Below are 26,896 nucleotides of genomic sequence, written 5' to 3' on the forward strand. Positions count from 1 at the left end.
TCTTTCACCAAGCAATGATGTTCCCTCCCCATCCAAACTATTTGTGGGTACATAGACTAAATAATAATCATTCGCATTGACTGACGTATATTTCTTCAAATATCATCCGCTCCGTTTATGGTGCCCCTGCACCGTTCACTGATTTGGAATGAGGTTTTAGCCGATGAAAATTAACGGCTTAATGAAGAAAAAAGCGCTGTCAGCCTGGATTGCTGCCGCCGTGCTCGCCCCGCTGGGAAGTTCTGCTTGGTCTGCTGAAAGCGAAACTGCTGAAACCATGGAAGAAGTCAGTGTCTACGGAGAGCAGGAAGAGACCAGTACTGCCTCTCGCCTAAGCCTATCTGTTTACGATACTCCGCAAACGGTAACAACTATATCCCAAGCTCAAATCCAGGACTTTGCCCTACAGGATATTAATGAGCTGCTGAAATATACCCCTGGGGTAACCGTAGAGAACGTAGAGACGGATCGTACTTATTACACTGCTCGCGGCTTTGATATTGTGAACTTCCAATACGATGGTATCGGTGTTCCCTTTTCCTCTGGTTTATCCCATGGGCATCAAGACACAGCGATATTTGATCAGGTTGAAGTGGTGAAGGGCGCAGCAGCTCTGACCACAGGTCTGGCTAACCCCTCCGCGACGGTTAACTTTATCCGTAAGCGTCCGACAGAAGAGTTCAAGGCAGGTGTAGATCTGGTTGCCGGTGAAGAGGGACGTTTGCGCACCCAGGGAGATATCTCAGGTTCTATCAGCGATAACGTCCGAGGACGGTTGGTGGTTGCAGAGGATCAGGCTGACTCTTATCTTGACCGCTACGAAACTGACGGCAGTGTCTACTACGGTATTGTGGAAGCAGATTTGACTGACTCCACCACCCTGACCTTAGGCCGCAGCCAAAATCGCAGTGAAACTGATGGCAGCATGTCCGGTGCCCTGCCACTTTACTACACCGATGGCAGCGCTACCGATTACGATGTTTCCACAAGTACGGCACCAGACTGGGCTTTCCGCAATGTAGACAGAACCCAGACTTTTGTTGAACTGAAGCAGGATCTTTCCGCAAACTGGTCCGTCACTGCATTACTGACCCAGAATGAAATCGATATGGATGTCAAGGAGATGTATGTCTACGGTACTCCAGACAGAGAGACTGAACTGGGTTTATATGGATATGCATTTGGCTACAAGTTGGATGAAAAGCAGAAGATTGCGGATGTATTCCTGTCAGGAACCTACAATTTGTTCGGCCGCGATCACGAATTGGTGGTGGGAGCGAACTATGCGGATATCGAACTAACCGGCCAGTCTTTCTACAGCTACTCCGACGGTTATCCGGTTCTTGGCAGTGACTGGGCTAATGGCACAACGGCGCGGCCTGACTTTGTTGATTTTGATCCTTATGAAGATGGCCACGAAGACGATCAAGAACACAAGTCCCTGTACTTTGCCACTCGTTTGAATATTACCGACAGCCTGTCTTTATTGGCCGGCGCACGCAAAATGGAAGTGGAACAATCCGGCTACAATTATGGTGTTGATGCTGACACTTCGGCGGATGAAACTGTTCCCTATGTAGGGGCCACTTTTGATTTGAACGATAGTTTCTCATTCTACGGTAGCTATACTGAAGTCTTTACCCCGCAGTCTTGGGTTAACCCTGAATTTAAACCACTGGGCGCCGCAGAGGGAGATAGTTCCGAGGTGGGGTTTAAGTACACCCTTGCGGGTGGACAAGCAACGGCTAGTGTTGGGCTATTTGAATCCAACCTGAATAATCTCGGTGAATACCTAGATAAGGTTGATGGAAAGAATGTTTACGAGAGTGGTGATTTCACTACAAAGGGCGTTGAGCTGGAGCTAATCGGTTCAATTACCGAGAATTTCAATGTTAGTTTTGGCCTTACCCACTTAAGTGAAGTAGTCAATAAAGACGGTGAGGAAGATCGCACTTATATTCCGCGCAACACCCTGAAGGTGGCCGTAGCTTACGATTTACCTCAAGTCCAAGGCTTGAAGTTCGGCGGCGGTATTAATTGGCAGGATGATATATACATTGAGCCTGTCGAGGGTGTTCGTGTAGAGCAGGATAGCTATGCGTTGCTCAGCGCCTTTGCCAAGTACGATATTTCTGATGCTTTAACGGTTGGCCTCAATATTGATAACCTGACCAACGAGAAATATATCAACAGCCTCTATTGGACCCAGGGCTATTACGGCGCTCCGCGTCAGGCACAGTTGAGTGTGAGCTGGCGCTACTAAGGCGCCTAGTTAACTCCGTTGCAGTTTAACCCGGTACTTGTGCCGGGTTTTCTGTTTTTTAGTTTTAGGTAAATGTTATGCGTCAAACCCTGGTTCTTTTACATCGTTACCTGGGGCTTGCTACTGCGGTCTTCCTGATAGTCACCGGGCTAACCGGCGCTATTATCTCTTGGGATCACGAACTGGATGAGTGGCTCAATCCCCACTTATATAAAACTACTTCCAGCGGCGAACCCTTAGCCTCTATCGAGTTGGCAGAACGGCTTGAAGAGTCCTTGCAGCAAGTCCAAATATCCTATTTTGAATTAGTACAGGAGCCTGGGCATACCCAGTATTTCTGGGTAGAGCCTCGAATTGACCCCGCTACCGGTCAATTCTTTGCGGTGGATTACAACCAGGTATTTGTCGATCCGACCAGTGGGGAAATTGTTGGTAAGCGCGAATGGGGACGTGTCTGGCCGATAACAACTGAAACACTGATGTCGTTTTTGTACAAGCTGCATTACAGTTTTCATATTCCTGAATTTTGGGGCACTGACCACTGGGGAATTTGGCTGCTGGGCGTTATTGCACTGGTATGGACAGTCGATTGCTTTGTGGGGCTAGCGGTGGCTTTACCTCGCCGCAAGAAATCCACTCGAAAGCCATCTCGGACTTGGTGGCAGCGCTGGAAGCCCGCATGGATGATTAAGGCCGGCGCTGGGCGTGCCAGGCTCACATTTGATTTACATCGTGCGTTCAGTCTGTGGACCTGGGCGCTGCTGCTGACAATTGCATTTACGGCCTTCTCACTGAATCTCTATCGAGAAGTGTTTTTTCCCCTGATGTCGCTGGTATCAGATGTGACTCCGTCGCCCTTGGAAGAGCGGACACCTAACGATCACAGCAATCCAATTACCCCCTCGTTGTCTTTTCGGGATATAGCCGCGATTGGAGAAAACCAAGCTGCGCAGATTGGCTGGCGGCAACCGTTGAATTCCCTGTGGTATGCCCGGGAGTGGGGGATATATCGAGCTGAATTTTTTGATGCCAGCGCAGGGCATGGTGCCGGGGGGGTTGGTCACAAAGCTCTATTTTTTGATGGCCACAGCGGCGAATATCTCGGAGACTTTATCCCCTGGGAAGGGACGGCAGCAGACTTATTTGTACAGGCGCAATTCCCAGTGCATTCCGGTAGGATCCTCGGTCTCCCTGGTCGCATACTGATTTCAATTATGGGGGTGGTGATTGCGATGTTGAGTGTGACTGGAGTTTTAATCTGGTTACGTAAACGTCGTGTGGCAGTCAGTAGTCGGGTGGATAGCAGGTCTCCCTTGCAGAGTACAGCTGTATAATTCTATTGGTTAGACTAGTGGTAATTGGAGCAATTTAATGGCGCTCTAGTTACCGCTTGGGATAGCCTTGGAGATGACTTGTTCGCACCATACCCTTAGCGGATTGCAATTTGCTGATGATATTAGCCATGCGATCCCTGCTTACCCTATTTCTTGTATTCTTCTGTTCTGTTTCGGAGTCTCAGGTTCGATCGGACCACCTGCCTCCCGGAGCTGAGCCTATCGAAGTGAATAACCAGACAGTTTTTTATAAAAATGGTTATTTCTACCGCAAAGGCCCCGACGTCTATACCCGGATTGAGCCGCCTCTGGGAGCTCGGGTCTCCCGAGTACCTTTTGGAACCCCCATTAACTTGGGTAACAAGCATTATATGCTTGCGGGTAATGGTACCTTTTTCTTATTAGACCCCAGGGACAATCAATATGTGGTGGTCACGCCCCCTCCCAATTGGCAGCATGTTAATCGCAATCCCCTAGCTCCGAAAAAGAAAATATACCCCCGAGCGTATCCGCCCCGCCATTTGCGGCACCGCTCAGAGGGTAAACGAGTCGATCGTAAGGATTGGGATATTTACTGTGAAGCCCGGGCGGCAAATTTGCTGCGTAGTACGGGTGAGCCTGGTAACACAACCAGACGGGCTATGCGTGAATATCGCAAGATATACAGAAAATGTTTGCGTCAAAGTCGGCGCTTCAGGTAAATGCATGGGGCAGGGAAGTCCCTGGGCTACACTGAACAATATGGCCCAGTAGGCGCCTATTTTATTAGTGCCGGATTTTTTCACGGATAGAAGTATTTTATGCCGGGTGCCAGCCTTTTCATCCCTCGTTGTAGTGCCGGCAAAGAATTTTCTTTTCTTCACCTCGCCCTTTCATTTCTCCTTTTCTTTAGTGTCGCCTGTGTCTCTGTTTCCAGTGTCGCCCAGCTTCCCGGTAGTAAGCCCAAGGAGTTTAAGCCGGAGGTTCCGGATTTTGCTGACCCCTCTGCAGATTGGTGGACTGGATGGACCAGTGCTTCTCCCGAAGAGCGACGAGAATGGCTTAGCTTGGTCACAAAGAGTTGGGAGGAGTGGGAAAAGGATTTGCCGGAGGATGAGGCCTTACAGGACGGCGCAGAAAAGATTAGCCAAAGTTTACAAGGGATCGCAATTACCTGGAAAAAACGAGAGGAGTACCTGAAAGTCCCTTTAATGCCGGATGTGGATTTTCCAGAGAACCCAACGGTATTGAACTGGGCCAAGGCTGATTCCTCCATCAGCCGTGGCCGACGTAGGTTGAAAGGTGTAGAACTGGAGGCTCGCCAACTTAAATCAACCCAGTCCCAGTCTCTATCTTTACTGCGTAAACAAGTGATTGTACTGCGCGATTCCAGTGGGCGAGAGGAGGATGAGGCGGCGCAGGCCCTACTTTTAGCTCAAATAAATCACCTGAATATTATTGAGCAGCTGAGTACCGTTAATACTTTCCTGGGAACCTGGCGGGAAAAGATTAACAGCGCAGAAATCAAATTGCGGAGACTTCTGGATACCCTTGTCTACTCCAGTAAAGATGCAGAGGAAATAGATAAGGATATTGCCGCGAACGAAAAGAAAATCGAACGTATTTCTGCGACCCGCACCAGTATTCAAAGCACTACAGAACCCTCCACTGACCCCACCATCAATATGCAGAAAGACCTCACCCTGATGCAGCTTGAAGTGGACTTGTTGGAGGAGCAGTTGGAAAAACGCAAAAGTGAGCTGCTGCAATCCATCAATGAAGTCCTGAATGAAGAGGGCGAAGAGCGCCCGCTGATTATCAGTCGGGATTTATTGGAAAACGCCAACTCTGTGATTGAAAGTGCGTCGCGGGAGCTGGCGGTGCGCCAGCGTCAAGTGGTGGCCTGGCGCGAAGATGAAGAGAACGAAGACCTGAGTCGCTGGTGGTCTTACTTTGAGCGTATTGGCAGTGGCCTGGCCCGCGCCAATGACCTCGAGCAGGATATTCAGCGCTATGAAAAGGCTCAGCTGGAGGTTTACAAGGAGCGCCAGGGTTGGTGGGCAACAGTGCGCGAACGAGTCGCACTGGGCGCAAGACAAGCTTATAACCGCTGGCGTAAGTTGGCGGATTATCAGCTATTTACTGTTGCCCAGAACCCGATAACCCTGCGGTTGATCGCCAAGATGATTGTGGTCTTGGTGGGGGCCTGGCTATTGTCTGGACTCACCCAGGCCTTCCTGCGCCGGCTTGTGCGCAGGGAGCATGCCAGTGAATCCTCCATGTACAATCTTGGGCGGGTGTTGCACTACATCTTTATTTCTGCGGCCCTGATTGTGGTGCTCAGCATGTTGGGCCTGGATACCTCCAAGTTGGCCCTGGTCGCTGGAGCCCTGTCGGTAGGTATTGGCTTTGGGCTCCAGGCGATCTTCTCGAATTTTATCTCCGGTTTGATTTTGCTGTTTGAGCGTCCTCTCAAAGTGGGTGATCTGGTGGAGCTGGAGTCGGGCGTTTTTGGCCGCATCCGCGATATCAGCGTGCGCTCAACCCGTATTACCACGCGGGACAATGTGGACATCTTGGTGCCCAACACTGAGTTTGTTGCGGGCCGGGTTATTAACCACACACTGGATGACCCTGTGCGCCGTATTCACGTACCCTTTGGTGTGTCTTATGCCTCGGACCCAGACTTGGTGCGGGAAGCTGCCCTGGAAGCTGCCGCTCGAGTCAATATCACCCATACCGACTGGAAGCGAAAAACCGAGGTGTGGCTGATGGGGTTCGGGGATAATGCCCTCGACTTCAAGTTGGTGGTGTGGGTCAACAGCAATATGGTGACTTCCCTGGGAGACTCCTATGCCCTGTACAACTTGGAGTTGTTGCGGGAATTTCGCGATAAGGGTATTGAGGTACCTTTCCCTCAGAGAGATCTGCATCTGCGCAGTTGGGATGTTCCGGCGATCATTGGCCGTACCGCCAGGAAGTAATTGGAGTCCGGCTGGCATGACACCTCCGGGATTTCATAGTATTTTCAGTCTACTGGCCTTTGTGTTGGTGTAAGTTCATTTACCGGTGTTACTGCGTTTTCTCTCAGGGCGCTGATGAAATCACAATAAGGGAAGCCCGTGCTGATCATCCCCATCCAAAACAAACCCGACTGGCGCCGGCCGCCATTAATGTGTTTTGCGTTGATTGCCCTTAACTTACTGATGTTTGTTTTCTATCAAGGGGGGGATGAAGCTCGCTGGCAGGAAGCTGAAGATTACTATTTTGAGAGTGACTTACCGGACCTCGAAGAGCAACGCTTTCTTGTGTATGTCAATGAAATGCACCCAGAGTGGAGAGCGCAGATGGGTGTGGAAGGGGAGGAGTTTTTTTACCGGGAATCCCTGGGTAACCCTGAATTCCACCACTGGTTGTTGCCGAAGCTCGAAGCAGAGGGTGAGACCGAATGGTTAAGACAGAGGCAGGAGTTTGCCCAACTGCGGGATAGGGTCAGTAGCAACGCACTGGGGCTGATACCGGCAGACCCGAGTATTGCTGGAGCCTTTGGCCATATGTTTCTACACGGAAGCTGGGATCACCTTATCGGCAATATGGTGTTTCTGCTGTTGTTTGGCTTGTCTGTTGAGTTGGCCCTGGGAGGGTTGTGGTTTATAGGGCTCTACCTGGTGGGAGGATTGGCGGCAGCAGGTCTGCATGTGCTGGTGGAATCCGGCAGCCATGTACCGATGGTGGGTGCCTCCGGTGCGGTCTCGGCAATTATGGGCATGTTCGTCGCGGTTTACGGTGTGCGCCGGCTACGTTTCTTTTACACCATTGGTTTTATGTTTGGCGAATTCAGTGCACCGGCGCTGCTGGTGTTACCGCTGTGGTTGGGTAAAGAGATTTTCGGTTATTTGTATGGAGATGCCAGCATTGCCTACTGGGCCCATACTGGTGGTTTACTTGCAGGTTTTGCCCTGACTTTGGCGGTGTTGTACTGGCGCCCGATGGTGGAACCTATGCCGGAGGAAGAGGAGGCCCCGTCCCCCCAAAGGGTAGCCTTGGCGCGGATTGATCGTTTTTTGGAAGAGGGAAAAATCCTGGAAGCCACTGAAGCGGCAGCCTCAGCGGTGCGGCAATATCCACAGGCGTTAACACTGATTGAGCGCTATATAGAACTGACCTCAGCGGCGCCAGAGAGTGAAGGTTACCACCGGGCCAATCTCGCTTTATTTGCCCAGGCAGGAAATCTGGAGATCGATGGCCATACCCTGGCAAGTGGCTATCGCCGCTACTTGGCGGCAACAAAAAGTCCAAAGGCGCTCACCGGAAAGGCAAATTTATTGATGGCACGGCGTGCAGCGGAGGAAAAGGACTGGCCGTGGCTAGAGGAATTACTGCGCCACTTGAAACAGCAGCGAGTGAATCACCCCTTGATTCCGAAGCTGGGAATGGTTCTGGTCAATTACTATCGTCGCCTGGGTGAGGAAGGCCGCGCGCGCGAGGTGAAAGAGATGACCCAAGATATGGCTGCCTCAGGTTGATGAACATAATTCGGTATGTCTTATAAATAATTAAATATTGTATTGGGGGCAGAGTGAGTCGCTATATTTTGACCGGGACCGAAATTGCAGGGATGGAGGGGGAGCGCAAGGTACATTTCCTTAATGCCAATGCGGTGCGTAAAAACAAGTCCCTGGGTGATCTTACCGGCATATCCGGCTTTGGTTTCCATATGATTGAAATCGAGCCAGGTTATGAATCCACAGAATTCCATTGTCACTATTTTGAAGATGAATGTGTTTATATCCTGGAGGGTAGGGCCGAGGTGCGTATTGGTGACGATCACCACCAGGTTTCTGCAGGGGATTTTATTGGCTACCCCGCTGGTGGCCCAGCTCATGTGATGCGCAATGTGGGAGAAGTGACCTTGCGCTGCATAGTTGTAGGCCAGCGATTGCAACATGATGTTGCCGACTACCCAGAAAAAAATCAGCGGATCTACCGAAATAATGGTTTACCCTGGGAGTTGGTGAACCGCGATGACATTGACCACCCTAAGTAGTTTTCGCCGGTAGAAAAAGAATGGATTTTTAGCTTATGCCTGAAAAGATTCGGGTTTTTTATAATTCCGCTTGTCCAGTCTGTAACGCAGGAATTTCAGCACAAAAGAAAAAGTCCGTCTCCTGCCAAGTGGATTGGGAGGATGTTCATATTGATGAAGATAAAGCGAAGGAACTGAATACAGATTTAGAGTTCATCCGTGAGCGGCTGCATGTATTGGATGCGGATGGAAATCTGAAAGTAGGCTACGAAGCTTTTATTACGATTTGGGAGAACTTCCCCAAGGAGTTGTGGAAGGCCAAGGTGTCGAAGCTCCCTGGCCTGAGGTGGTGCCTAAATATCCTATACAATATTTTTGCAAGAGGGTTGTATCTCTGGAATCGAGCTTTCAAGCACTGGTAGTCGTGCTCAATGTATATCTGCTGTCGAGTTTAATACGTTCCACAAGGTGTTGATCTGAGAGCGAAAGGCGCTGTCGGGGAATTTCTGTCGGAGAAAGTGAAGCAGCTTTTTTGCTAAGTCTTCCCGGCCTAATCCATCGATATAGACTTGAGCTAATAACAGGTAGGCGGCGTCAAGTTGTGGATAGGCTTCTTTGTGTAGATTATTTAATAGTTGTGCAGCAAGCTGGTATTTATGTTGATGATATAGTACCTGCGCGATAGCGTGGCGAACTTCAGACTTGCGCACAGCTGGAGTGGGCTCTGTAGCTATATAAAGCTCCGCCGCTTTGTGTGGACGATTTATCTGTACAAATTTCTCTAAAAGATGCGGCCCCAGCTCCAGTAGGGCTTTTTTATCTTTGGTTGCTAATAACAGACGGTAATAGCGTTCGTTCAGTATTTCGTCGCTAGGAAAGCGGCGCAGTCCCTCGACTAAAGCCTGACGAGCGCTAGTGAAATCTCCTTCACGCAAAAATATTTGTGCTTCTGCCTGAGCTCGTTTACATAGGAATTCATTTTCCTCTAAGTAATTGTCGTCATCTTCGTACAGTGCAGCTACCCCGAGTTTTTGTTGTCGAGTCAAGCAGATATAACCCATTACAGCACTTGAGACTATGTAAAAGTAAGTAACAGTAGCTGCTGTTGTTGGCATAATTGCCCAGGAGGGAAGCTTGTCGCTAACAACAGCCATTAGAATGGTTGGAGCGAAAGATATGACATTAGTAATAATTAATAACAACCAATAAGGCCAGCCTATAACCAAAGTAAATTCAAGTAACTTAAGTGGATTGATTGCTGCCTTCAAGCTGTGTGTGATAGCCAGGGCAATCATAGAAGCTGGCGTTAAAAAAGAAAGCACCGCCACATAAATAGCTAAAACTCCAAGGCTACCGGTAGATTGCACAAGTTTGTAACCGGCAAATATTGCAATCAGCGTCATTCCGACAACTTTGAGGAGTAATACAGCTCCATTTCCGTCCAGGGCCTCCGTAAGAGCTGGGGCTTCCCGTTGGCCTGCGGCGAGCTTTTCAATCACTAAAAGGTTGTAACGGACTACCACCGCCACAACGGCCACTAATACAATGAGGCTGAGAAGCCCAATGGAGGTAATTGCCAGGCTTCCGGCAGCGGCTACCGCCATCAGAGTTAATGGACCTGGTTTGAGGGCATAAAGGAAATAAAACAGTCCCATTTGCCAAAATGGTTTTGCACTGTTACTGGCCCCAATATACTCCAGGCTCTTCCGGCAAAGGGGACAGTCGGGTCCTTGCTCGTGATAATTTGCGCTGGAGCCGGGAATACACTCGCCACAGAACTGACGGTTGCAGGGCTGGCACTGCCAGGATGCAGTCTTGCTAGTGTGATAGTGGCAGGAATCAGCCATTTATTCTTCCCTAACGAATTTCTCTACTTAATAGTTATTTTGTCTTGGTTCACAGTTTATCTGTCGACTCGGTGGCGGTGCAATCATCAAGTATTTTTAATGTCCTGTTAGAATGCAGGAGAAATACCGATAAAATTGGTACACAAGTTTCAAAATAGGTGTTGTATGACAAAGGCTATGCATATTCATTTGGTTGAGGGCTTTGCGCCGGAACCCTGGGGAGAATCAGCACTGCTGAGCTTTGATGGTAGCGCTGCCAATATTCATATTAGCGCTGCGAAAGGCGCTGTGTTGGTTGCAGCGCAGCGAGCTGCCCGAAAGCTCGATGGTATGGGGGTCAACGATGTTGTCCTCAAAGGAGAAAGCTGGAGCATTGAAAGCCGCTGGGCATTTTGGGCAGGTTTTTTTAACCCGCGTAAATCCAACAAAATTGACTGGGGGACTGATGACAGCGCCGAGTTAAAAGAACTCGCGGCCCGTGAAAATGCCAGTCGCTGGGTTCGTGAAATTACTAATGGTACTCCTGATGATGTGTCTCCGCGTGTATTGGCGGAGAGCGCTGCAGAAATGCTGAAAAAGCTGGCTCCCAGTGCGGTAACTTACCGTATAGTTGCCGGGGATGAACTGCTGCGTGAAGGGTTTGTCGGTATCCACAACGTTGGGCGTGGTAGTGTACGTGAGCCGGTGATGTTACAAGTGGACTTCAACCCGACGGGTGATGACCAGGCGCCGGTTGATATGTGTTTGGTGGGTAAAGGAATTACTTTTGACTCCGGCGGCTACAGCATTAAGCCGTCCAACAACATGGCCACAATGAAATCCGATATGGGTGGCGCGGCCATGGTAACTGGAGGCTTGGCTCTTGCAATAGCCAGAGGTCTCAACAAGCGGGTCAAACTCTATCTCTGTTGCGCAGAAAATCTGATCTCCGGTCATGCCTTTAAATTGGGCGATATTATTAAATATAAAAACGGAGTGAGTGTAGAAATACTGAATACCGATGCTGAAGGGCGCCTGGTGCTGGCCGATGGTTTAATTGCAGCTTCGGAAGAAGATCCTCGCTGGTTATTGGATGCCGCTACTCTGACCGGTGCAGCAAAGATGGCTGTAGGTCGGGATTTCAACTCTGTCTTTAGTTTTGAAGATGAAGCAGCTCAAAAGGTATTGTCTGCAGCTTCTGAGGAAAATGAAAAGGCGTGGAGACTTCCTTTAGAGCGTTTCCACCTTGAGCAAACCCCATCCAACTTTGCCGATATCGCCAATGTTGGTATTGAGGGAAGTCCTGGTGCATCTACGGCAGCCTCCTTCCTGGCGCGCTTTGTACGGGATGAAGGGCGCAATTGGGTGCATATGGACCTTTCCGGCTCTTACCAGCCCAGTGGCAATGATCAGTGGGCGCCAGGTGCTAAAGGGCACGGCCTGCGTACAATTGCACGCTTCCTTTTGGATAATTAGCAACCGGCAATTTATGCCAATTTCCCTTCGAAACGCGCCTAATAGTCGGCGCGTTTCTTTTACCTCTCCCTTAATACCTATAAGTCATTAAAAAAATTGTACTCCAGCTGATAATCGGGATATTAGTAGAGTTCTGCTAATTGAGGTATTTCGGTTCTGGTTCGTTAGCAGATACTTGGGCCTGGAAGCTTTTGCCAGGTGAATAAGATAATCAGTGATTCGGTGAGCGGTAATGAGCACTGCAACCTCTACAAATAATTCGGATTATAATCCAAACCATTGTGCCAATTGTCATGCAGAGCTATTGGGGCCCCATTGCTATGCCTGTGGTCAACCGGTTAAAGGCATGGTTCGTCATTTCTCCTCAGTAATTGGAGACTTTTTTGATACCCTGCTTGCTTTTGATTCCCGCACATGGAAAACAATACCCTCTCTGTTTTTTAGACCTGGATTTTTAACCGCTGAGTATTTCTCTGGTCGACGGGTCCGTTATGTCAGCCCTGTACGCTTGTTTATCTTTCTATGTATCACCAGCTTCTTTGTAACCCAGATAAATAGTGATTGGGCTATTAATTTTGGAAATGTTGACGTTGAGTCAGTCGATGTTGAAAAAGCGAGCCAAGGTTATAACGACGCCATCGAAGATATTGGAAAAGGCAAAGAAAAGCACGTAAACAATAGTTATGCTGTCGCTGTTTTGGAAGATGTTGAGAAAAATCTGATTAGCGAACAAGAGAAGCTTACCGGTGGTTTGCATAAACTCAATGAAGATTTAAGTGAGATTGATGGAGGCCAGAATGGATCGGAAAACCTTTCTAAAGAGGAACTGGCCTCAGGATTGAATGAGACTATTAGTGAGTTAGATAGAGAGTTTCTTCAAGTTGATTGGCTTCCCAAACCATTAGAAGATTGGGTTAACCGTAAAGTAGAGAACGCCCATAAAAATGTAGAAAGGGTGACCGATGATCCAAATCGTTTCAAAAAAGCATTCTTGGGAGCTCTTCCGTCAACTCTTATAGTCATACTGCCAATATTTGCCATGATGCTGTGGGTGCTTTACGTCTTTAAACGCAGACTTTATATGGAGCACCTGATTGTAGCGTTACACAGCCAGGCTTTTATCTGCCTGAGTATTCTGATTGGTAACCTGTTTTATAGTATTAGTAGTCAACTGGAAGGATACGCATTTATATCCTCATCTCTTAATAGCCTGATGGCACTATTAGTTCTTTGGGTTCCTGTATATCTTTTTTGGATGCAAAAGCGTGTATATCAGCAGGGATGGTTCATGACATTGTTTAAGTATTCTTTTTTGGGTTTAGCCTATCTAGTTTTATTATCTGTTGGTGCGGCTCTTACTGTATTTTGGAGTTTGGCAGAGTTATAAGGATATATCCTAATAGGATTCCAACCATTAAACGCATAAGCGTTAAATGGTTGGTGTTGGTGAAACTGTGCTGTTTAGATGTTAAGTTATTCAAACTAGAGAGTTTACTCGCAGCACTGTCTATATTCAGAATATTGTATTGCAAATTTTTATATCCGTAATTCTGTTCAGAAAATTGGACTTTCGATTACTGGTGGTAAGTAGTTAAAGGGAATGTCGAAGGAAGTAGATCTTGAGTAGTACGACATTAATAGCAAGTGTTTGTAATGAAGATAATAAGTGCGAAAACTGCTGTACACAGTTGTTAGGTCCCCATTGTTATGCTTGTGGTCAGCCAGTTAAAGGTATGGTGCGGCATTTTTCATCTGTAATCGGTGATTTCTTAGATACCTTGTTGGCGTTTGACTCCAGAACATGGAAAACCATACCTGCGCTATTATTCCGACCAGGGTTTTTAACAACAGAGTATTTTTCTGGTCGTCGTGTTCGATATGTAAGCCCTGTACGGCTATTTATTTTTCTCTGTATCACCAGTCTTTTTGTAACTCGTTTGAGTGGAGACTGGACAATCAATTTTATGGATGCTGATGCTTCAAATGAAGGACCTCAGTTAGAAGCGTCGGGTGTCGACCTCCTTTTGCAGGCGGATCGGCCAGTACATACTGAAATTCCTGAACAAAAAGGCCTGCTAGGAGAAATTAAGAAGGCTGAAATAAGTCTTATCGAAGCTAAAAAGGAGGTTGAAGAGGGTAGTAAAAGAGGTATTAAAAATGAGATTGTTAAAGGCAGTGATAAGGGGCGAATAATTTCTCAAGAGGACTCGGAGCCGGTTTGGCAGTCATCAGCCAATGATCCAGATAATAAATTGATAAGAATGGATATCAAAGGCCTACCAAAGCCCATGCAAGACTGGATGGATGCCAAGATTGAAAATGCCAACCAGAATATTAAGCAAGTTACTGAAAATCCAAATCGGTTCAAGAAAGCATTTCTTAAGACGCTTCCTTATGCACTGTTAATCATGTTGCCAATGTTTGCCATGATGTTATGGGTGCTCTATATCTTTAAGCGTCGACTATATATGGAGCACTTAATTGTAGCTTTACATAGTCATGCTTTTATATTTCTAAGTATCCTGATTGGAAATATCTTATACGTGCTAAGTGTTAACATGGCTGGGTATACTCCTATAACATTAGCTTTAGAGGCCCTGATAACCTTATTGATTTTTTGGGTTCTGGTTTATCTCCTTTGGATGCAAAAGCGTATATATAGGCAAGGCTGGTTTGTAACCTTTTGTAAATATTCAGTATTGGGGATGGCTTACTTGTGTCTATTATCAATTGGAGCGGTTTTTGCCATCGTTTGGAGCTTGGCTGGATTGTAACAACGGTTTTAGCGATATAAATTGATGGACATTTAAAGTTTACAGTTATATATAATCGGAAGATATAGTGGGTATTAAAAGTCGAAAGGAAGCCTCGGTAGAGAGGCAAGATTATTGCTCTAACTGTAATACAATTTTATTGGGGCATTTCTGTTATGGCTGTGGACAGTCAGCAGAAGGTATTGTGAGACGCTTATCAAGTGTGATTAGAGACTTTCTAAATACCCTTGTGGCATTTGATTCACGCTTGTGGAGAACACTACCGGCTTTACTGTTATCTCCAGGATTTTTAACGATAGAATATTTATCTGGAAGGCGAGCACGATATGTAAGCCCGGTAAAGCTGTTTATCTTTCTTTGCGTAAGTGCCTTTTTTCTGATTCGTATTAGTAGTGATTGGAGTATTGCTCAAGAGCAGCCTATCCGCACTAGCGATAATGTTGCCGCCAAAATGGCCCCGTCGTCCACAGGTGAGACAGAAAAACAATTTGACTGGGATTTACCTGGTGGCAGGAAATTGGACATTCGTGGAGCAGAAAATAAGCAAGAAGTATGGTCGATATCTTTTAATCGGGTACTCTCAATTTTTGAAAAAAAAGTCTATACCGTAGAATTGATGCCGCAGTCATGGCGTCATTGGTTTGATATCGAATTCAAAAAGGCGAGAAGTAATATTGAGCGAGTGTCGGAAAACCCTACAATCTTTGCTAAGGCTTTCTTCGGATCTCTTCCTACAATGCTGTTACTTATGCTGCCAATATACTCAGGTATATTGTGGTTACTTTATGCGTGTAGAGAAAAATTGTACATGGAGCATGTTATTGTATCGCTCCATAGCCATGCCTATGTGAGCCTAACGTTGCTGCTAGGAACTGCTATTTTTCTCTTGCAAGAATTTGTTGAGCCTTTGTTCTGGGTGGAAATTTTATGTTATGGGGTTTTGCTACTGCTTTTCCTTTGGATGCCAATAAATTTACTATTGATGCAAAAGAATATTTATAAAGAGGGGTGGGTCTCGACCTGTATTAAATACTCGGTTTTAAATTTTGTTTATCTGCCACTAATTATACTCTGTACGGTAATGGCAGCATTTTATAGTTTGGCTGAATTATAAATTTCTAGTTATTCCAATTTGTGATTCTTGAGCCAGCTGCGTTATTTTGCTATTTATAATTGTATGATAGATGGATTTCTATTCTAATTGTTATTAGAAATACGCGGTTTGAAGGTGTTTGTTTTTTGTTTTCATTCAATAGAAAGCAAAATTAATGCCCGCCAGAATTTTACTGTCTCCATAGATATTCATTAAGCACAGTTTACAATCGCTCTGCCCATAAATTCAGTCTAAGTTACATGAATCTGGAATGGGTAAATTTATAGGTGTATTCACTTAAATGGAGGGCGTTATGTTTAAATCTATATTGCGTGTAGTTATCTTAGGGATTTTAGCTTCTAGCAGTTATGCAGATCCAATTCAAGATTTAAGTATGCAAAACTATGAAGCGGGTTGGTTTCCAAATTATTGGCAGGGGCAGGGCCCACTGACATGTCGTCGGACTTGCGCAATTTGGGTTGGAGGGGTGCCTGAGTCGGAGGTTGCTACTGACTTGATAGATGATTTTGAATCTACCAGTGTTTGTAAGGTAACTCGCGACCCTGAAATAATCGAGAAACCTGTCAATGACCCATCATCTCACTGGCTCTATGGCAATCAGTTTGACGATAAGCCGGTTTGCTATGTCGGAACCCCTTATGGTGTCAAAGAAGATGATCACTATATGTGCCTGTGTGTATGTAATAAACCTGACCTGATAGTGAGCCAAATCTATGATCCGATCTGGAATCCTGGAACCGGGCAATCCATTATCGTGGTCGATATCACTAATATGGGTGCTCTGGCAGCGCCAATCAGCCAGGCTCGCCTTTTAGATATTGATACATTAGCCAACGATGTACAGGCGACGCCTGCAATTCCAGCAGGTGGCACTGTAAGTATTGTATTTACTTTGGGTTACTGGGTTTTTGATCCGGATGCGGTTTTAGAGGTGACTGCTGACTTTACCAATCTCGTCGATGAGTGTAACGAAAATAACAATACACTGACTTATGCCGAGCAAGGGTAGTAGTAGATAGGGGGAGAGCTCCCTGAACTAAGCCGTAGGGAGCTTTGAGATACTAAATAAGATCAGCTCGAAAGAAACACATTAATAACCTGGCAGCTTTCTTTATCCACCGCAGCATTAGGCTGTTCATTACCGACTGTTTGCTCCCCGGGTATTTTAGGTAGCACGAGGTACATTCGTGGATAGTCTCGGACTATATAATCTTTTTTATCTGCACTCAGCCAAGGGTATTCAGCGGCAATGGCTGTTACTCCACGGAGTAAAGCGATACCATCTGTGCAACTATTAGGAGTAGTAGCTGTGGTGAGCATGGCAAAAGCTAATGAAGAGAAGTTCATAATCTCTGCTATCCCAATGGGTCTTCAGACTGACGTTATGTTTATTCTGGGGACAGTATAGCTGAGCTTGATTATGAGCAACAGATAGCTCTATTAAAGCGGCCAGCTGAAGCTGGCCATCTTCTGCACTATGCGTGCTCTACAGAGGTTTCTTCGACTTTCTCCCAGAGGCGTGTCTCTGTCGGACGAATTAATTTGGACAAAAGATTCGGGGCCACAGAGGTTAGCCCAATAAAACCAACTATCGCACGGAAAATAAATGAGTCAAGCCAGTAGATAAGGCCTATTAACAGTATTGCTATCACAAGTGACGGTAGAGTGGCTTGCAAACGAGACCGCTGAATATGCTGATAATCCATTGTCTCAGGTAGTTGTTTCTCGATACGTTCTAATGCGTGCGCTTTTACTGTTTGATTTAAGAACTCAACAGAATGGGTCTTACCCCCGTGCTTGATAGTTATTACATCTGAATTGTGGTCACTGCTAAGTGAACTTATTTCATTGAGAGGGATTCGTGCTGCGGTATCAGGTTTACACAAATGATATATTTCTTCAGGAGATTTCCCCGCTTGATAGGCGGATTGAGCAGTTAAAGCCTGTTTTTTCGGGATATCAAAATAGACGAGTTCATCTCCTTCTAAGGCGACGAGGTAGTTATCATCGATATCAAGCCAGGATGTCTCAGTATAAAAGCCCTTGGGTAGTGCTTTTTTTGACTCCCTTACAAACAAGAAGCTTAAAACCCAATATAAGACGAGGCAGATACCTATAGTGATAGGTGCTGCTTGAATCAGGTTTCCTACAGGTGTGTTATTTTCGATATCTCTTTGAGCATTTTGCGCTAATACATGCCCGTAGATGTCGCCCTCTGGAAACCATACTTCGATAGGTTGACCTTGTTCATATTGACTATAAATTCCTTTTGAAACCTGTGCGGAGGATTCAAAGTCCTCATCTTCATAGTTAAACTGGTAGTCAATATAGTAATTTGTACGATAGCGCTTTTTACCTTTGCGGCCACGGTACTCTTCTTCCTCCTCTCTTAACGCTACTACTTCAGCATCTAGAGCTTGATGATTTTCGATCCAACTTAATGATTCATTGTTGGCACGAGAATAATAGTTTGACAGAAAGTAAGTCAGAATAAGGAAAACTAAAATACATACTGTACGTACCATTGATTTTCTTTTTTGTCCGGGGGACTTCTGTAACGCCATTTAATACATCCTTACTGTATTTCTTGTGCTTTAGGTATTGGTACTTTTGGAGTAATAAGTTTTTATAGAGTGAAAACTTGGTGTGGGTGAAAAATACAACTGCAGTTTGTTTGATGAATAAAACTGAAGGTTAACTCTAAATTAAATTTTATTACTTGATCGGCATCATAGTTGGTTCATTTGCATATTGAGTACTTTCTTAAAGATTATTTTTTATTAAGTAAAAATTCCTACTTAGGATAAGAGCTGACCAATTTGGTACAAACGGTTTAGATAATACGAACCTTCCAAATATTGAACAGCTGAATGTGAGAGTTTTAATTGCTGTGGGATTTGGACTGACTAGCTAATTTTCTGTCAGCCTTATGAGATTGGGTGGTTCAGTTTCATGGAGATAGTTCTATGTTGAGCTAGTTCAGGTGAAGCACCAATGTCGTTTTATGTCGTAAGTGTGTCATAGCAGACGTATCTACTGGAGTACAATTCCCTGTGTGGAGGAGATGCTATGACCAAGAAGATAGGTTTTTTTGTTGCTGATGGATTCCAGGCGTTAGACCTTTTTGGCCCCTTGGATGCCTTTATGGAGACTAATAGTTTCGTTAGTGAGGCCTATACAAGTCGTTTGATAGGTTTAAGCAAGGCGCCAGTTAAAACCGCTTACGGCCAAGCCCTATCCGTGGATTTTGATATTTACCAGGATATGGAAATTGATTACCTGGTCATTACTGGCGGTACTGGGATGCGGCAGCTGCGCTTAAGTCCTAAGCAGGTAAATGCGCTGCGTGCAATCGCAGATAAAGCAGAGCGTGTCTTGAGTATCTGTACAGGTGCATTCTTACTAACAGATATATTTCCGGAGCAAAAGCACCGTATTACCACTCACTGGCGGCATTGCCGGCAGCTTGCCGAGCAAGCAGTCAATTATCAGGTTGAGCAGGACCCCTTATTTATTGAAAGCGGAAAACTGTGGTCTTCAGCGGGAATTCTATCTGGAGTCGACTTGGCCTTGGAGGTGATTCGCCAGGATTATGGCAATACTATTGCGGCCAGTGTGGCTAAAGATCTGGTCGTTTATCTTCAGCGCAGGGGAGGGCAGTCACAGTACTCTGATCTGCTTAAAGTGCAATCCAGTGACAGCATGAGGCTCAATCCTCTATTGGAGTGGCTGTCGGAGAATTACCAGAAATCAATCAGCGTTTCCGATATGGCGGAGCGTATTTCTGTTAGCGATCGCCAGTTAACTCGCTTGTTCAAGCAACATCTGAATAGCACCCCCGGACATTATCTAAACCAACTCCGTTTAAACCGGGCGCGGGATTTAATCACCTGTGAATCAGCAAGCCTTGTTCAGGTAGCTCGGCAGGTGGGGTTTGCAAGCTATGATAGCTTTCGCCGGGCTTTTTATGGCCAATTTGGTGTGTCCCCCTCATATTTCAGTAGGAATCGTTAAGCCGCGCTCTCACAAGTGTCTTAGCTTTAAGAGTGCGGCGAGATTGAGAGCTACTCCATTACCACTCGACGCAGATCTTGCCAAAGTGCGATCCGCTGGCCTGGTACTCAAATGCCGCAGCCAGTTCCTCCATAGGGTAAGTCTTATCAATCACTGGCTGTATCTGGTTAGCTTCCAATGCGGTGACATATTCCCGTTGATCCCTACGGCTTCCAACGATCAAGCCCTGTAACCGGGCCTGCTTGGCCATCAACAGTGCTGTGGGCACTTCTCCCGAGCGGCCCGTTAAAACACCAATCAATGAAATATGGCCGCCAACTCTGACTGAATGGATCGATTGCTCTAGTGTACCGGGGCCACCGAGCTCAATAATATGGTCCGCACCTTTGCCTTCCGTCAGCTCCATAACCTTTTTTGACCACTGTGTATGGGTGCGATAGTTGACGCCATGATCGGCGCCTAATTTTTTAGCGCGCTCCAGTTTCTCGTCGGAAGAAGAAGTAACAATAACTTTGGCCCCCAGTATTTTGGCAATCTGAATTACCGTAATAGATACTCCGCCAGTGCCTAGAGTCAATATTGTGTCGCCAGGTTTTACCTTACCGTCTACTACCAATGCCCGCCAAGCAGTAAGCCCTGCGGTAGTAATGGTTGCCGCCTGAGCGTGGCTCCAGCCTTTTGGAGCAAGGGTAAAAGCGCTCTGATCACGGACAACAAACTCAGCGGCCATCCCATCGATACCGTCACCAGGCGTATTGGCAAAGTTACCCACGGAAGCCATAGGTGTACCTGCTGGCCACTGTGGGAAAAAGCACGATACAACAGAATCGCCGACCTGAAAATCGGTAACATCCTCACCAACTGCATCTACGATACCGCCGCCGTCAGACATCAGAATACGGCCGTCTTCTGTGGGAATACCGCCGTTGGCAACCAAAAGATCGTGGAAGTTGAGAGAGGAGGCTTTAATTGCAACACGGATTTGGCCTGGGCCGGGTGCTCCCGGGTCAGCGATGTCGCTAGCCGAAATGTTTTCTAGTCCGCCTGGTGATTTTAGCGTCAATGCCTGCATGGATTCCCTTCCTCATTTATTCAATGTTCGACATTGAAAGTTAAAACTTACATCCTTTATATAGATTGTTTTCGTATTACCAGTTTTTGATGCTCTAAGATGGCCTCAGCGATTTTCTTTGCCATTAGTGGCGGTACAGCATTCCCTATCTGGCGCGCCCTTGAGGATAAGTTTCCTTTAAATTTATAGTCCCTAGGGAATGTTTGAAGGCAAGCGGCTTCTCTAACAGAAATGGCTCTATCCTGCTCTGGATGGCCAAACCTGCCATTTGACAAACTGATGCAACGAGTTGTTAATCCGCTCGCGAGTTTATCCCAGTGCAATCTACCATATACATCGGTGTGCCCTCGGTAATTCTTGTGACAATCTAACCATAATGATTTAGGCCACGAGTCGCGCCCTCCCCCCTCTGGCGTCGCTCGAATTCTTTCTAGGTTTTTTGTAGATAATTTTGCAGCTTGGTGATCCGGGTCTTTTTTACAGGTTTCCCCCGCATTAATTTTTGAAAGCCCTGAAATCCAATCTTTAACTTTACTATAGTCATTATTTGTAGTCGGGCCATGTGTAAGTTTAGGTAGTGAAATACTACCCAATAAGGAAGCAATTAGAACTAGTCGCTCTCTCTTTTGCGGTACGCCAAATCCGCATGCGGGCAAAACTGAATAGTCAAAATTATAACCCAGCTCCCTTATTTTACTAATGAATTGATTAAATGGACCTTTACCCTTTATTTTTTGTAGGCCAGGAACGTTTTCTACTAAAATATATTCAGGCATCCAGTGCTCAACAAAGCGTGAGAATTCGGTCAATAGATTTCTTCTGGGATCATTTTGAGATTTATTATTATTTTGTTTAGAAAACGGCTGACATGGGGCGCACCCGCAAAAAAGCAGTGGTGACTTTCTGGGTAAAATCAAAGAATCTAGAAAATCTGGAGTGATATCTGTGATATCTTTAACAACAGTAGTAGCTTTAGGGAAGTTTTCCTTAAATGTTTCAATGGCTGTTGAATCACTGTCCAGTGCAAACTTAATATTTAAGCCTGCGGCAGACAATCCCGAGCTGGTACCTCCACAGCCAGAAAAGAAATCAAATACATCAATGTTCATATTTTTAAGCTACGTTGCTGAGTTAAGATTCTATATAGCTTTTTATTTCTGATGAAAGCTCGGAAAGCCTATCCTCTTCAACCGTTGCAAGACATCTTGCTTGTTGTTGAAAAATTTCTTCACTATTTACCTTCTCATAAGGAGCTTTGGCTAATTCTAGTTCACAAAGCTTTTTAAATTTATCCTTATAATCATGAGCTGAGTCGAGTTTGTCTCTATGTCTGTCAATAGAATAACTCATGTTTTCCCAAATAAACTGCTCAGGATTGTCGCCAGGTAGGTACTTCAAGTTATTTTCACAATACCTAAGGATTTTAATTCTAGCTCTTCGTATTTGGTCTTTTTTGGTTTCTTCAGTTCCCGAGTCTGTTTCAATAGGGAGATCGCACCCTAGGACAGATTTTATCATGCCGGAAAGGTCATCGTCAGTACAATATTTTAAGTCTGAAGAGTCTTTTACCTCGACATCTCCACGCTGGTCCCCATCCATTAGAAATAGGGGGCCTTTTGTGCCTGTTTTGGCATGAGCAGGTAATATACTTTTTAGGAGCGTATTGGCGCCTCCAGGTAGATATTTAACTTCAAACGTCTCATGTATGGCCTGACCTAATGGTTTCAGAGCTTTATGGACAATTTGTTCAGCAAGTCGATCTTCAACAAAAATTACTTTTTTATTTTCTTGAGATATTTCGAGGTGAAAAAAAGCTTCTTCGGCAGGGGTCTCTTGAATAGCTTTTATACTGTTTGTAGTCGGATCTAAGAAGAGAGTCTTAATTGCAGTTTTTGGTAGGTGCTTAATTATAAATGGAGAATGAGTCCCTATAATTATTTGATGTTTATTTTTTTTAATCATCTCCATTAGAAACCACACAAGACGTTCTTGTGCACCAGGATGAAGAGATACTTCAGGTTCATCTAGAATAATTAGTGATTTTTTGTCAGCGCTACATATTTTGTGTACTAGCGTAGCTACGGCAAACTCTCCGCTTCCTGCAAAGGCTTCACTGTATTTTAGAGATCTTGAGCTTAAAATAATAGTAGATCCCGCAAGTTTGAAAAACTTGTGCTTTAATAAACGTATCTCAGAATATTCTCTCCCAAGAATATTCGATATGAACTTCACTTGCTCTACTGGAAAATTTATATTGCTGAAAATATGTTCTTTTTTCGCAGCATACATTGGTTTTGTTTTTAGATTTTTTTCTATCGCAGTTTTGATATGAATAGATTTGTTTCTTATGAAGTCCTGTTTCGTGTTGTTTCGCAAAGTTTGTTTTAAATCACCATGGTAAAAAAACTTATCGTAAGCGCTTATTTCACTTCGGAAATCCATGAAGACAACATTTTTCTCCATCAATTTCCATCTTGTTTTTTCTCTGCCTGCCATGCCTAGATCAATGTTTGGCATCTTTTCCATATCGTCAGATAGTTGGGGGCGTGAAGGTTCCCAGTAGTCGGGATTTTCTCTCTTTGTCAACCGATTAATATATTTAACTCTTTTTTTCATTACTTCCACATAGCGCTTCGCTTCGGGCTGGTAATAAGAGTAAATAAATCTCGGTTTTCCTTTTTCATCTTTGATTGGATCAATTTCTGTAGAAAACCAAAAATTACCGACACTATAATCTTTTGGGCAGCCATAAATCGCGCGTAGGATTGAGCTCTTATTGGTCCCATTTTGACCAACAATTGTAGTAATAGGAAAGTCAAATTTGATAATTAAATTAGGCTCTAGATTTCGATAGTATGGAAATCTTATGTGATTAATATATGGCTCTAAGACTTTGCTTTGTTTGATTTGTTCTAGTATTTTCCATGTGCCCACGCAATCCATTTACATCAGCCTCTTCATATCATATGAGGTTATTTTTCGACTTCACTTTTATTAGTTAATCGTTATTCATTTAAAGTGCTTATTGTGGCAATTGTCTTAGGTGAAGAAAGCCTAAAGAGCATTGATTGCAACACATGATGATTCTACTTTTCTTTCTTCTGTGTGGCTAATTGCACTAAAGGGGGGCTGCTATTGGGCAGCCATTGGAGATTAGTCATGACTACCGGGAATCGGTAAAGAGCAAGTATGGGGGACGCCAGAAAGATGATTTGGATCTAGCTTTGAGGTTACTCAAATAAAATGAGTGGTAATGAAAATGGTGGGCCCTCCGGGACTCGAACCCAGGACCTGCCGATTATGAGTCGGATGCTCTAACCAACTGAGCTAAGGGCCCACACATTGCTTGCGAGGATCGTTGCAAGCGGTTGGGAAAAGTACAAGATTTTCCCTTGCAAATCAATGCCTTTGTTAGCACTCAAAGCCGATATGGGCAAATTCTAGAAATCTTCTTTTCCTGTTGCTCAAGCTTTCGCCAACAACTGATCTTTATGGAATAGATGCTCACCTTGAGAGAGCTGCCAAACAGCTTAATTGGTTCGAGTGTCTTAACTAGAAGCTTCAATTGGTACGAGTGTCTTGTTTATGCGAAATGGAGGCTAAAACTCCATACTAAAGTATTTAAATCGGCAGTTTGGGGATAAGAATACAGCACCAAACCAGGAATGCAGCGAAGAGGGCGACGGCCACGGCGGCGGAACCTGTGTCTTTAGCAATCTTGGCCAGCGGGTGTTTCTCGGGGCCGATGCGGTCCACGGTCGCCTCAATAGCGCTGTTGATTAGTTCGATTGGGAGGACAAACATCACGGCTGCAATCAATATGGCGCGCTCAGTAGGTGTCTCCCCGGCCCAGAGTGCGAGAGGCACCATTAGGCAGGCGGCAATTACTTCCTGGCGAAAAGCCTCCTCATTGCGCCATGCAGCGACGAGCCCCTGACTGGAGTAGCTAGTGGCAGCCAGGAGGCGAGCAAACCCCTTCTTGCCGGGCTTGTTGGCAAGCTCTTCAGATTTTTCCTGCTTATTCGCCATTTCTTTTTGCATGCTTATCTCCTGCTTTCACTAAGCCTGCGCGGGGAGGTCATCTTTATGTCACAAAAAAAAGCCCGGTTGAACCGGGCTTTAGTCTAGCGCTTACTCGTCGAGGAAGCTGCGTAAATGCTCCGACCTGGAGGGGTGTCGCAGTTTGCGCAATGCTTTCGCTTCGATCTGACGGATTCGCTCGCGGGTTACGTCAAACTGTTTGCCCACCTCTTCCAGAGTGTGGTCGGTATTCATATCAATACCGAAACGCATACGCAGTACCTTGGCTTCACGGGCGGTGAGGCCGGAGAGTACGGAGCGGGTGGCGTCGTGCAGGCCAGTTTGAGTGGCGGTATCCACCGGCGAGGATTGATTTTGGTCCTCGATAAAGTCACCCAGATGGGAGTCTTCGTCGTCGCCGATAGGCGTCTCCATGGAGATCGGCTCTTTGGCGATCTTGAGGACTTTGCGCACCTTGTCTTCCGGCATTTCCATGCGCTCGCCCAGTTCTTCCGGAGTGGGCTCGCGACCCATTTCCTGCAGCATCTGGCGGCTGATACGGTTGAGCTTATTAATAGTCTCAATCATATGTACCGGGATACGGATGGTACGGGCCTGGTCCGCAATAGAGCGGGTAATGGCCTGGCGAATCCACCAGGTGGCATAAGTGGAGAACTTGTAACCGCGGCGGTATTCGAACTTATCCACAGCCTTCATCAAGCCGATGTTGCCCTCCTGGATCAGGTCCAGGAATTGCAGGCCGCGGTTGGTGTACTTCTTGGCGATAGAGATAACCAGACGCAGGTTGGCTTCGACCATCTCTTTCTTGGCGCGGCGTGAACGGGCCTCACCAATGGACATGCGGCGGTTGATCTCTTTGATCTGGCCCACGTCCAGCTTAGCGCGCTCCTGGAACTGAGCCAGTTTGCGCTGGGCGCGAACAACTTCGTCTACGACGTGGCGCAGGGCATCGGAGTAATCGCGCTTTTTCTTGATGATTGCGGGAATCCAATCATCATTGGTCTCGTTGCCGGGGAATTCCTTGATAAAGGTCTTGCGCGGCATGCGGGCGCGTTTGATACACATGGCCATAACCACGCGCTCTTGCTCGCGCACGCTGTCGAGTACGTAGCGAACTTCGCCGTACAGCGGGTCAAACTGGCGGGGAGCCAGTTTAAAGAAGCGGAATACATCGCCAACGGCTTCGAGGGCCTGGCCAGCTTCTTTGGAATCGCGGCCGTGGGCGGCGATGGCCTCGTCGGCAGCTTTTTGTGCGGCGATCAGCGCGTTCATGCGCTCGGCGAGCTCTTCGGGGTCGATACCGCCGGTAGCTTCCTCTTCTTCTTCGCTGCTGTCGTCATCGCTGTCGTCGTCTTCGGCGTCGTCATCGGAATCTGATGACTCCGGCGCGCTGGCAGCGGCGGCGGCTTGGCCAGCCTGGGCTCCGGGCGGAACCTCGTCGGCGGGGTCGAGCCAACCGGAGATAATATCGGGGATGCGGCGCTCTTCTTTCTCGATCAGAGCGTACTCATCGATGATCTGCTGCACTGCACCCGGCCAGTAGGCCAGGGCGGCCATCAGTTCGCGCAGGCCCTCTTCGATACGCTTGGCAATGGCGATCTCGCCTTCGCGTGTGAGCAGCTCTACGGTGCCCATTTCGCGCATATACATGCGTACTGGATCGGTGGTTCGGCCTACGTCGGACTCTACGGCTGCCAGGGCAGCGGCAGCTTCGGCTGCGGCAATTTCATCAGCGGAGCTGTCGCCTTCAGCCATCAACAACTCTTCGGCATCCGGTGCGGTTTCAAACACCTTGATGCCCATGTCGTTGATCATGCCAATAATGTCTTCCACCTGATCGGGATCGGAAATATCTTCCGGTAGGTGGTCATTTACCTCGGCATAGGTCAGATAGCCCTGCTCTTTACCGCGGGCGATCAGTTCCTTAATGCGGGACTGTTGCTGGGTTTTGTCGGTCATGCACAACCCTGAATTCTG

The 26,896-nt window shown here is 46.4% G+C and carries 21 protein-coding genes and 1 tRNA gene; 13 read left to right on the forward strand and 9 right to left on the reverse strand.

The annotated features are described in order from the left end of the window. Positions 1 to 163 precede the first annotated feature (163 nt). The 7 genes from ACJJIQ_RS22345 to ACJJIQ_RS22375 all read left to right on the forward strand — a co-directional run bounded on the left by ACJJIQ_RS22345 (position 164) and on the right by ACJJIQ_RS22375 (position 9,024). Positions 164 to 2,263, forward strand: coding sequence for a TonB-dependent siderophore receptor (locus ACJJIQ_RS22345; protein ID WP_445363077.1), 2,100 nt, complete (start codon positions 164 to 166; stop codon positions 2,261 to 2,263). Between the two features lie 77 nt (positions 2,264 to 2,340). Beyond that, positions 2,341 to 3,597 carry a PepSY-associated TM helix domain-containing protein gene (locus ACJJIQ_RS22350; protein WP_445363078.1) on the forward strand — a complete coding sequence of 419 codons (1,257 nt, stop codon included), beginning with the start codon at positions 2,341 to 2,343 and terminating at the stop codon, positions 3,595 to 3,597. 128 nt (positions 3,598 to 3,725) lie between these two features. After that, on the forward strand, positions 3,726 to 4,298 hold the full coding sequence (locus ACJJIQ_RS22355) for a DUF6515 family protein (protein WP_445363079.1): 573 nt from the start codon (positions 3,726 to 3,728) through the stop codon (positions 4,296 to 4,298). A 99-nt stretch (positions 4,299 to 4,397) separates the two neighbouring features. Beyond that, the gene (locus ACJJIQ_RS22360; RefSeq protein ID WP_445363080.1) at positions 4,398 to 6,560 is read left to right on the forward strand and encodes a mechanosensitive ion channel family protein; all 2,163 of its coding nucleotides are present in this window, start codon (positions 4,398 to 4,400) and stop codon (positions 6,558 to 6,560) included. Positions 6,561 to 6,698: 138 nt separating this feature from the next. Beyond that, positions 6,699 to 8,102 (forward strand): rhomboid family intramembrane serine protease, encoded by a 1,404-nt coding sequence (locus ACJJIQ_RS22365; protein ID WP_444906540.1) that lies wholly within the window; start codon positions 6,699 to 6,701, stop codon positions 8,100 to 8,102. A 53-nt stretch (positions 8,103 to 8,155) separates the two neighbouring features. After that, positions 8,156 to 8,623: a cupin domain-containing protein gene (locus ACJJIQ_RS22370; protein ID WP_444906539.1), complete on the forward strand. Its 468-nt coding sequence runs from the start codon at positions 8,156 to 8,158 to the stop codon at positions 8,621 to 8,623. Positions 8,624 to 8,658: 35 nt separating this feature from the next. Then, on the forward strand, positions 8,659 to 9,024 hold the full coding sequence (locus tag ACJJIQ_RS22375) for a thiol-disulfide oxidoreductase DCC family protein (RefSeq protein ID WP_445363081.1): 366 nt from the start codon (positions 8,659 to 8,661) through the stop codon (positions 9,022 to 9,024). A 6-nt stretch (positions 9,025 to 9,030) separates the two neighbouring features. On the opposite strand, the gene ACJJIQ_RS22380 is transcribed toward ACJJIQ_RS22375, so the two are convergent. Continuing rightward, positions 9,031 to 10,257 (reverse strand): tetratricopeptide repeat protein, encoded by a 1,227-nt coding sequence (locus ACJJIQ_RS22380; RefSeq protein ID WP_445363082.1) that lies wholly within the window; start codon positions 10,255 to 10,257, stop codon positions 9,031 to 9,033. A 357-nt stretch (positions 10,258 to 10,614) separates the two neighbouring features. Between ACJJIQ_RS22380 and pepB the strand changes: the two genes are divergently transcribed. The 5 genes from pepB (at position 10,615) to ACJJIQ_RS22405 (ending at position 16,801) form a co-directional block, all read left to right on the forward strand. After that, positions 10,615 to 11,904 (forward strand): aminopeptidase PepB, encoded by a 1,290-nt coding sequence (gene pepB, locus ACJJIQ_RS22385; protein ID WP_445363083.1) that lies wholly within the window; start codon positions 10,615 to 10,617, stop codon positions 11,902 to 11,904. A 232-nt stretch (positions 11,905 to 12,136) separates the two neighbouring features. Continuing rightward, the gene (locus tag ACJJIQ_RS22390) at positions 12,137 to 13,291 is read left to right on the forward strand and encodes a DUF3667 domain-containing protein (RefSeq protein ID WP_445363084.1); all 1,155 of its coding nucleotides are present in this window, start codon (positions 12,137 to 12,139) and stop codon (positions 13,289 to 13,291) included. A gap of 232 nt (positions 13,292 to 13,523) precedes the next feature. Continuing rightward, on the forward strand, positions 13,524 to 14,678 hold the full coding sequence (locus ACJJIQ_RS22395) for a DUF3667 domain-containing protein (protein ID WP_445363085.1): 1,155 nt from the start codon (positions 13,524 to 13,526) through the stop codon (positions 14,676 to 14,678). Between the two features lie 67 nt (positions 14,679 to 14,745). Continuing rightward, complete coding sequence (locus tag ACJJIQ_RS22400; protein ID WP_445363086.1) at positions 14,746 to 15,792, forward strand: DUF3667 domain-containing protein; 1,047 nt, start codon at positions 14,746 to 14,748, stop codon at positions 15,790 to 15,792. Positions 15,793 to 16,084: 292 nt separating this feature from the next. Continuing rightward, positions 16,085 to 16,801 (forward strand): CARDB domain-containing protein, encoded by a 717-nt coding sequence (locus ACJJIQ_RS22405; RefSeq protein WP_445363087.1) that lies wholly within the window; start codon positions 16,085 to 16,087, stop codon positions 16,799 to 16,801. 62 nt (positions 16,802 to 16,863) lie between these two features. On the opposite strand, the gene ACJJIQ_RS22410 is transcribed toward ACJJIQ_RS22405, so the two are convergent. Together ACJJIQ_RS22410 and ACJJIQ_RS22415 are read right to left on the reverse strand one after the other, a co-directional pair. Next, entirely contained in the window at positions 16,864 to 17,139 is a 276-nt protein-coding gene (locus ACJJIQ_RS22410) for a hypothetical protein (protein ID WP_444892674.1), read from the reverse strand. A 128-nt stretch (positions 17,140 to 17,267) separates the two neighbouring features. Then, positions 17,268 to 18,356 (reverse strand): hypothetical protein, encoded by a 1,089-nt coding sequence (locus tag ACJJIQ_RS22415; RefSeq protein WP_445363088.1) that lies wholly within the window; start codon positions 18,354 to 18,356, stop codon positions 17,268 to 17,270. Between the two features lie 505 nt (positions 18,357 to 18,861). Between ACJJIQ_RS22415 and ACJJIQ_RS22420 the strand changes: the two genes are divergently transcribed. Further along, positions 18,862 to 19,806, forward strand: coding sequence for a GlxA family transcriptional regulator (locus ACJJIQ_RS22420; RefSeq protein WP_445363089.1), 945 nt, complete (start codon positions 18,862 to 18,864; stop codon positions 19,804 to 19,806). Between the two features lie 58 nt (positions 19,807 to 19,864). Here ACJJIQ_RS22420 and ACJJIQ_RS22425 read toward each other — a convergent pair whose 3' ends face one another. From ACJJIQ_RS22425 to rpoD, 6 genes are all read right to left on the reverse strand, one after another. Further along, a complete protein-coding gene (locus ACJJIQ_RS22425) occupies positions 19,865 to 20,878 on the reverse strand; it encodes a zinc-dependent alcohol dehydrogenase family protein (RefSeq protein ID WP_444906531.1) in 1,014 nt (337 codons plus the stop codon). 56 nt (positions 20,879 to 20,934) lie between these two features. Next, positions 20,935 to 21,987, reverse strand: coding sequence for a DNA cytosine methyltransferase (locus ACJJIQ_RS22430; RefSeq protein WP_444906530.1), 1,053 nt, complete (start codon positions 21,985 to 21,987; stop codon positions 20,935 to 20,937). A 22-nt stretch (positions 21,988 to 22,009) separates the two neighbouring features. Further along, the gene (locus ACJJIQ_RS22435) at positions 22,010 to 23,821 is read right to left on the reverse strand and encodes an ATP-dependent nuclease (RefSeq protein WP_445363090.1); all 1,812 of its coding nucleotides are present in this window, start codon (positions 23,819 to 23,821) and stop codon (positions 22,010 to 22,012) included. 317 nt (positions 23,822 to 24,138) lie between these two features. Continuing rightward, positions 24,139 to 24,215, reverse strand: a tRNA-Ile gene (locus ACJJIQ_RS22440). Between the two features lie 284 nt (positions 24,216 to 24,499). Beyond that, a complete protein-coding gene (locus tag ACJJIQ_RS22445) occupies positions 24,500 to 24,919 on the reverse strand; it encodes a diacylglycerol kinase (protein ID WP_282934471.1) in 420 nt (139 codons plus the stop codon). Between the two features lie 90 nt (positions 24,920 to 25,009). Then, positions 25,010 to 26,878 carry an RNA polymerase sigma factor RpoD gene (gene rpoD, locus ACJJIQ_RS22450; protein WP_444895333.1) on the reverse strand — a complete coding sequence of 623 codons (1,869 nt, stop codon included), beginning with the start codon at positions 26,876 to 26,878 and terminating at the stop codon, positions 25,010 to 25,012. Positions 26,879 to 26,896: the final 18 nt, after the last annotated feature.

It is taken from the genome of Microbulbifer maximicatervae (SeqCode), assembly GCF_052468295.1.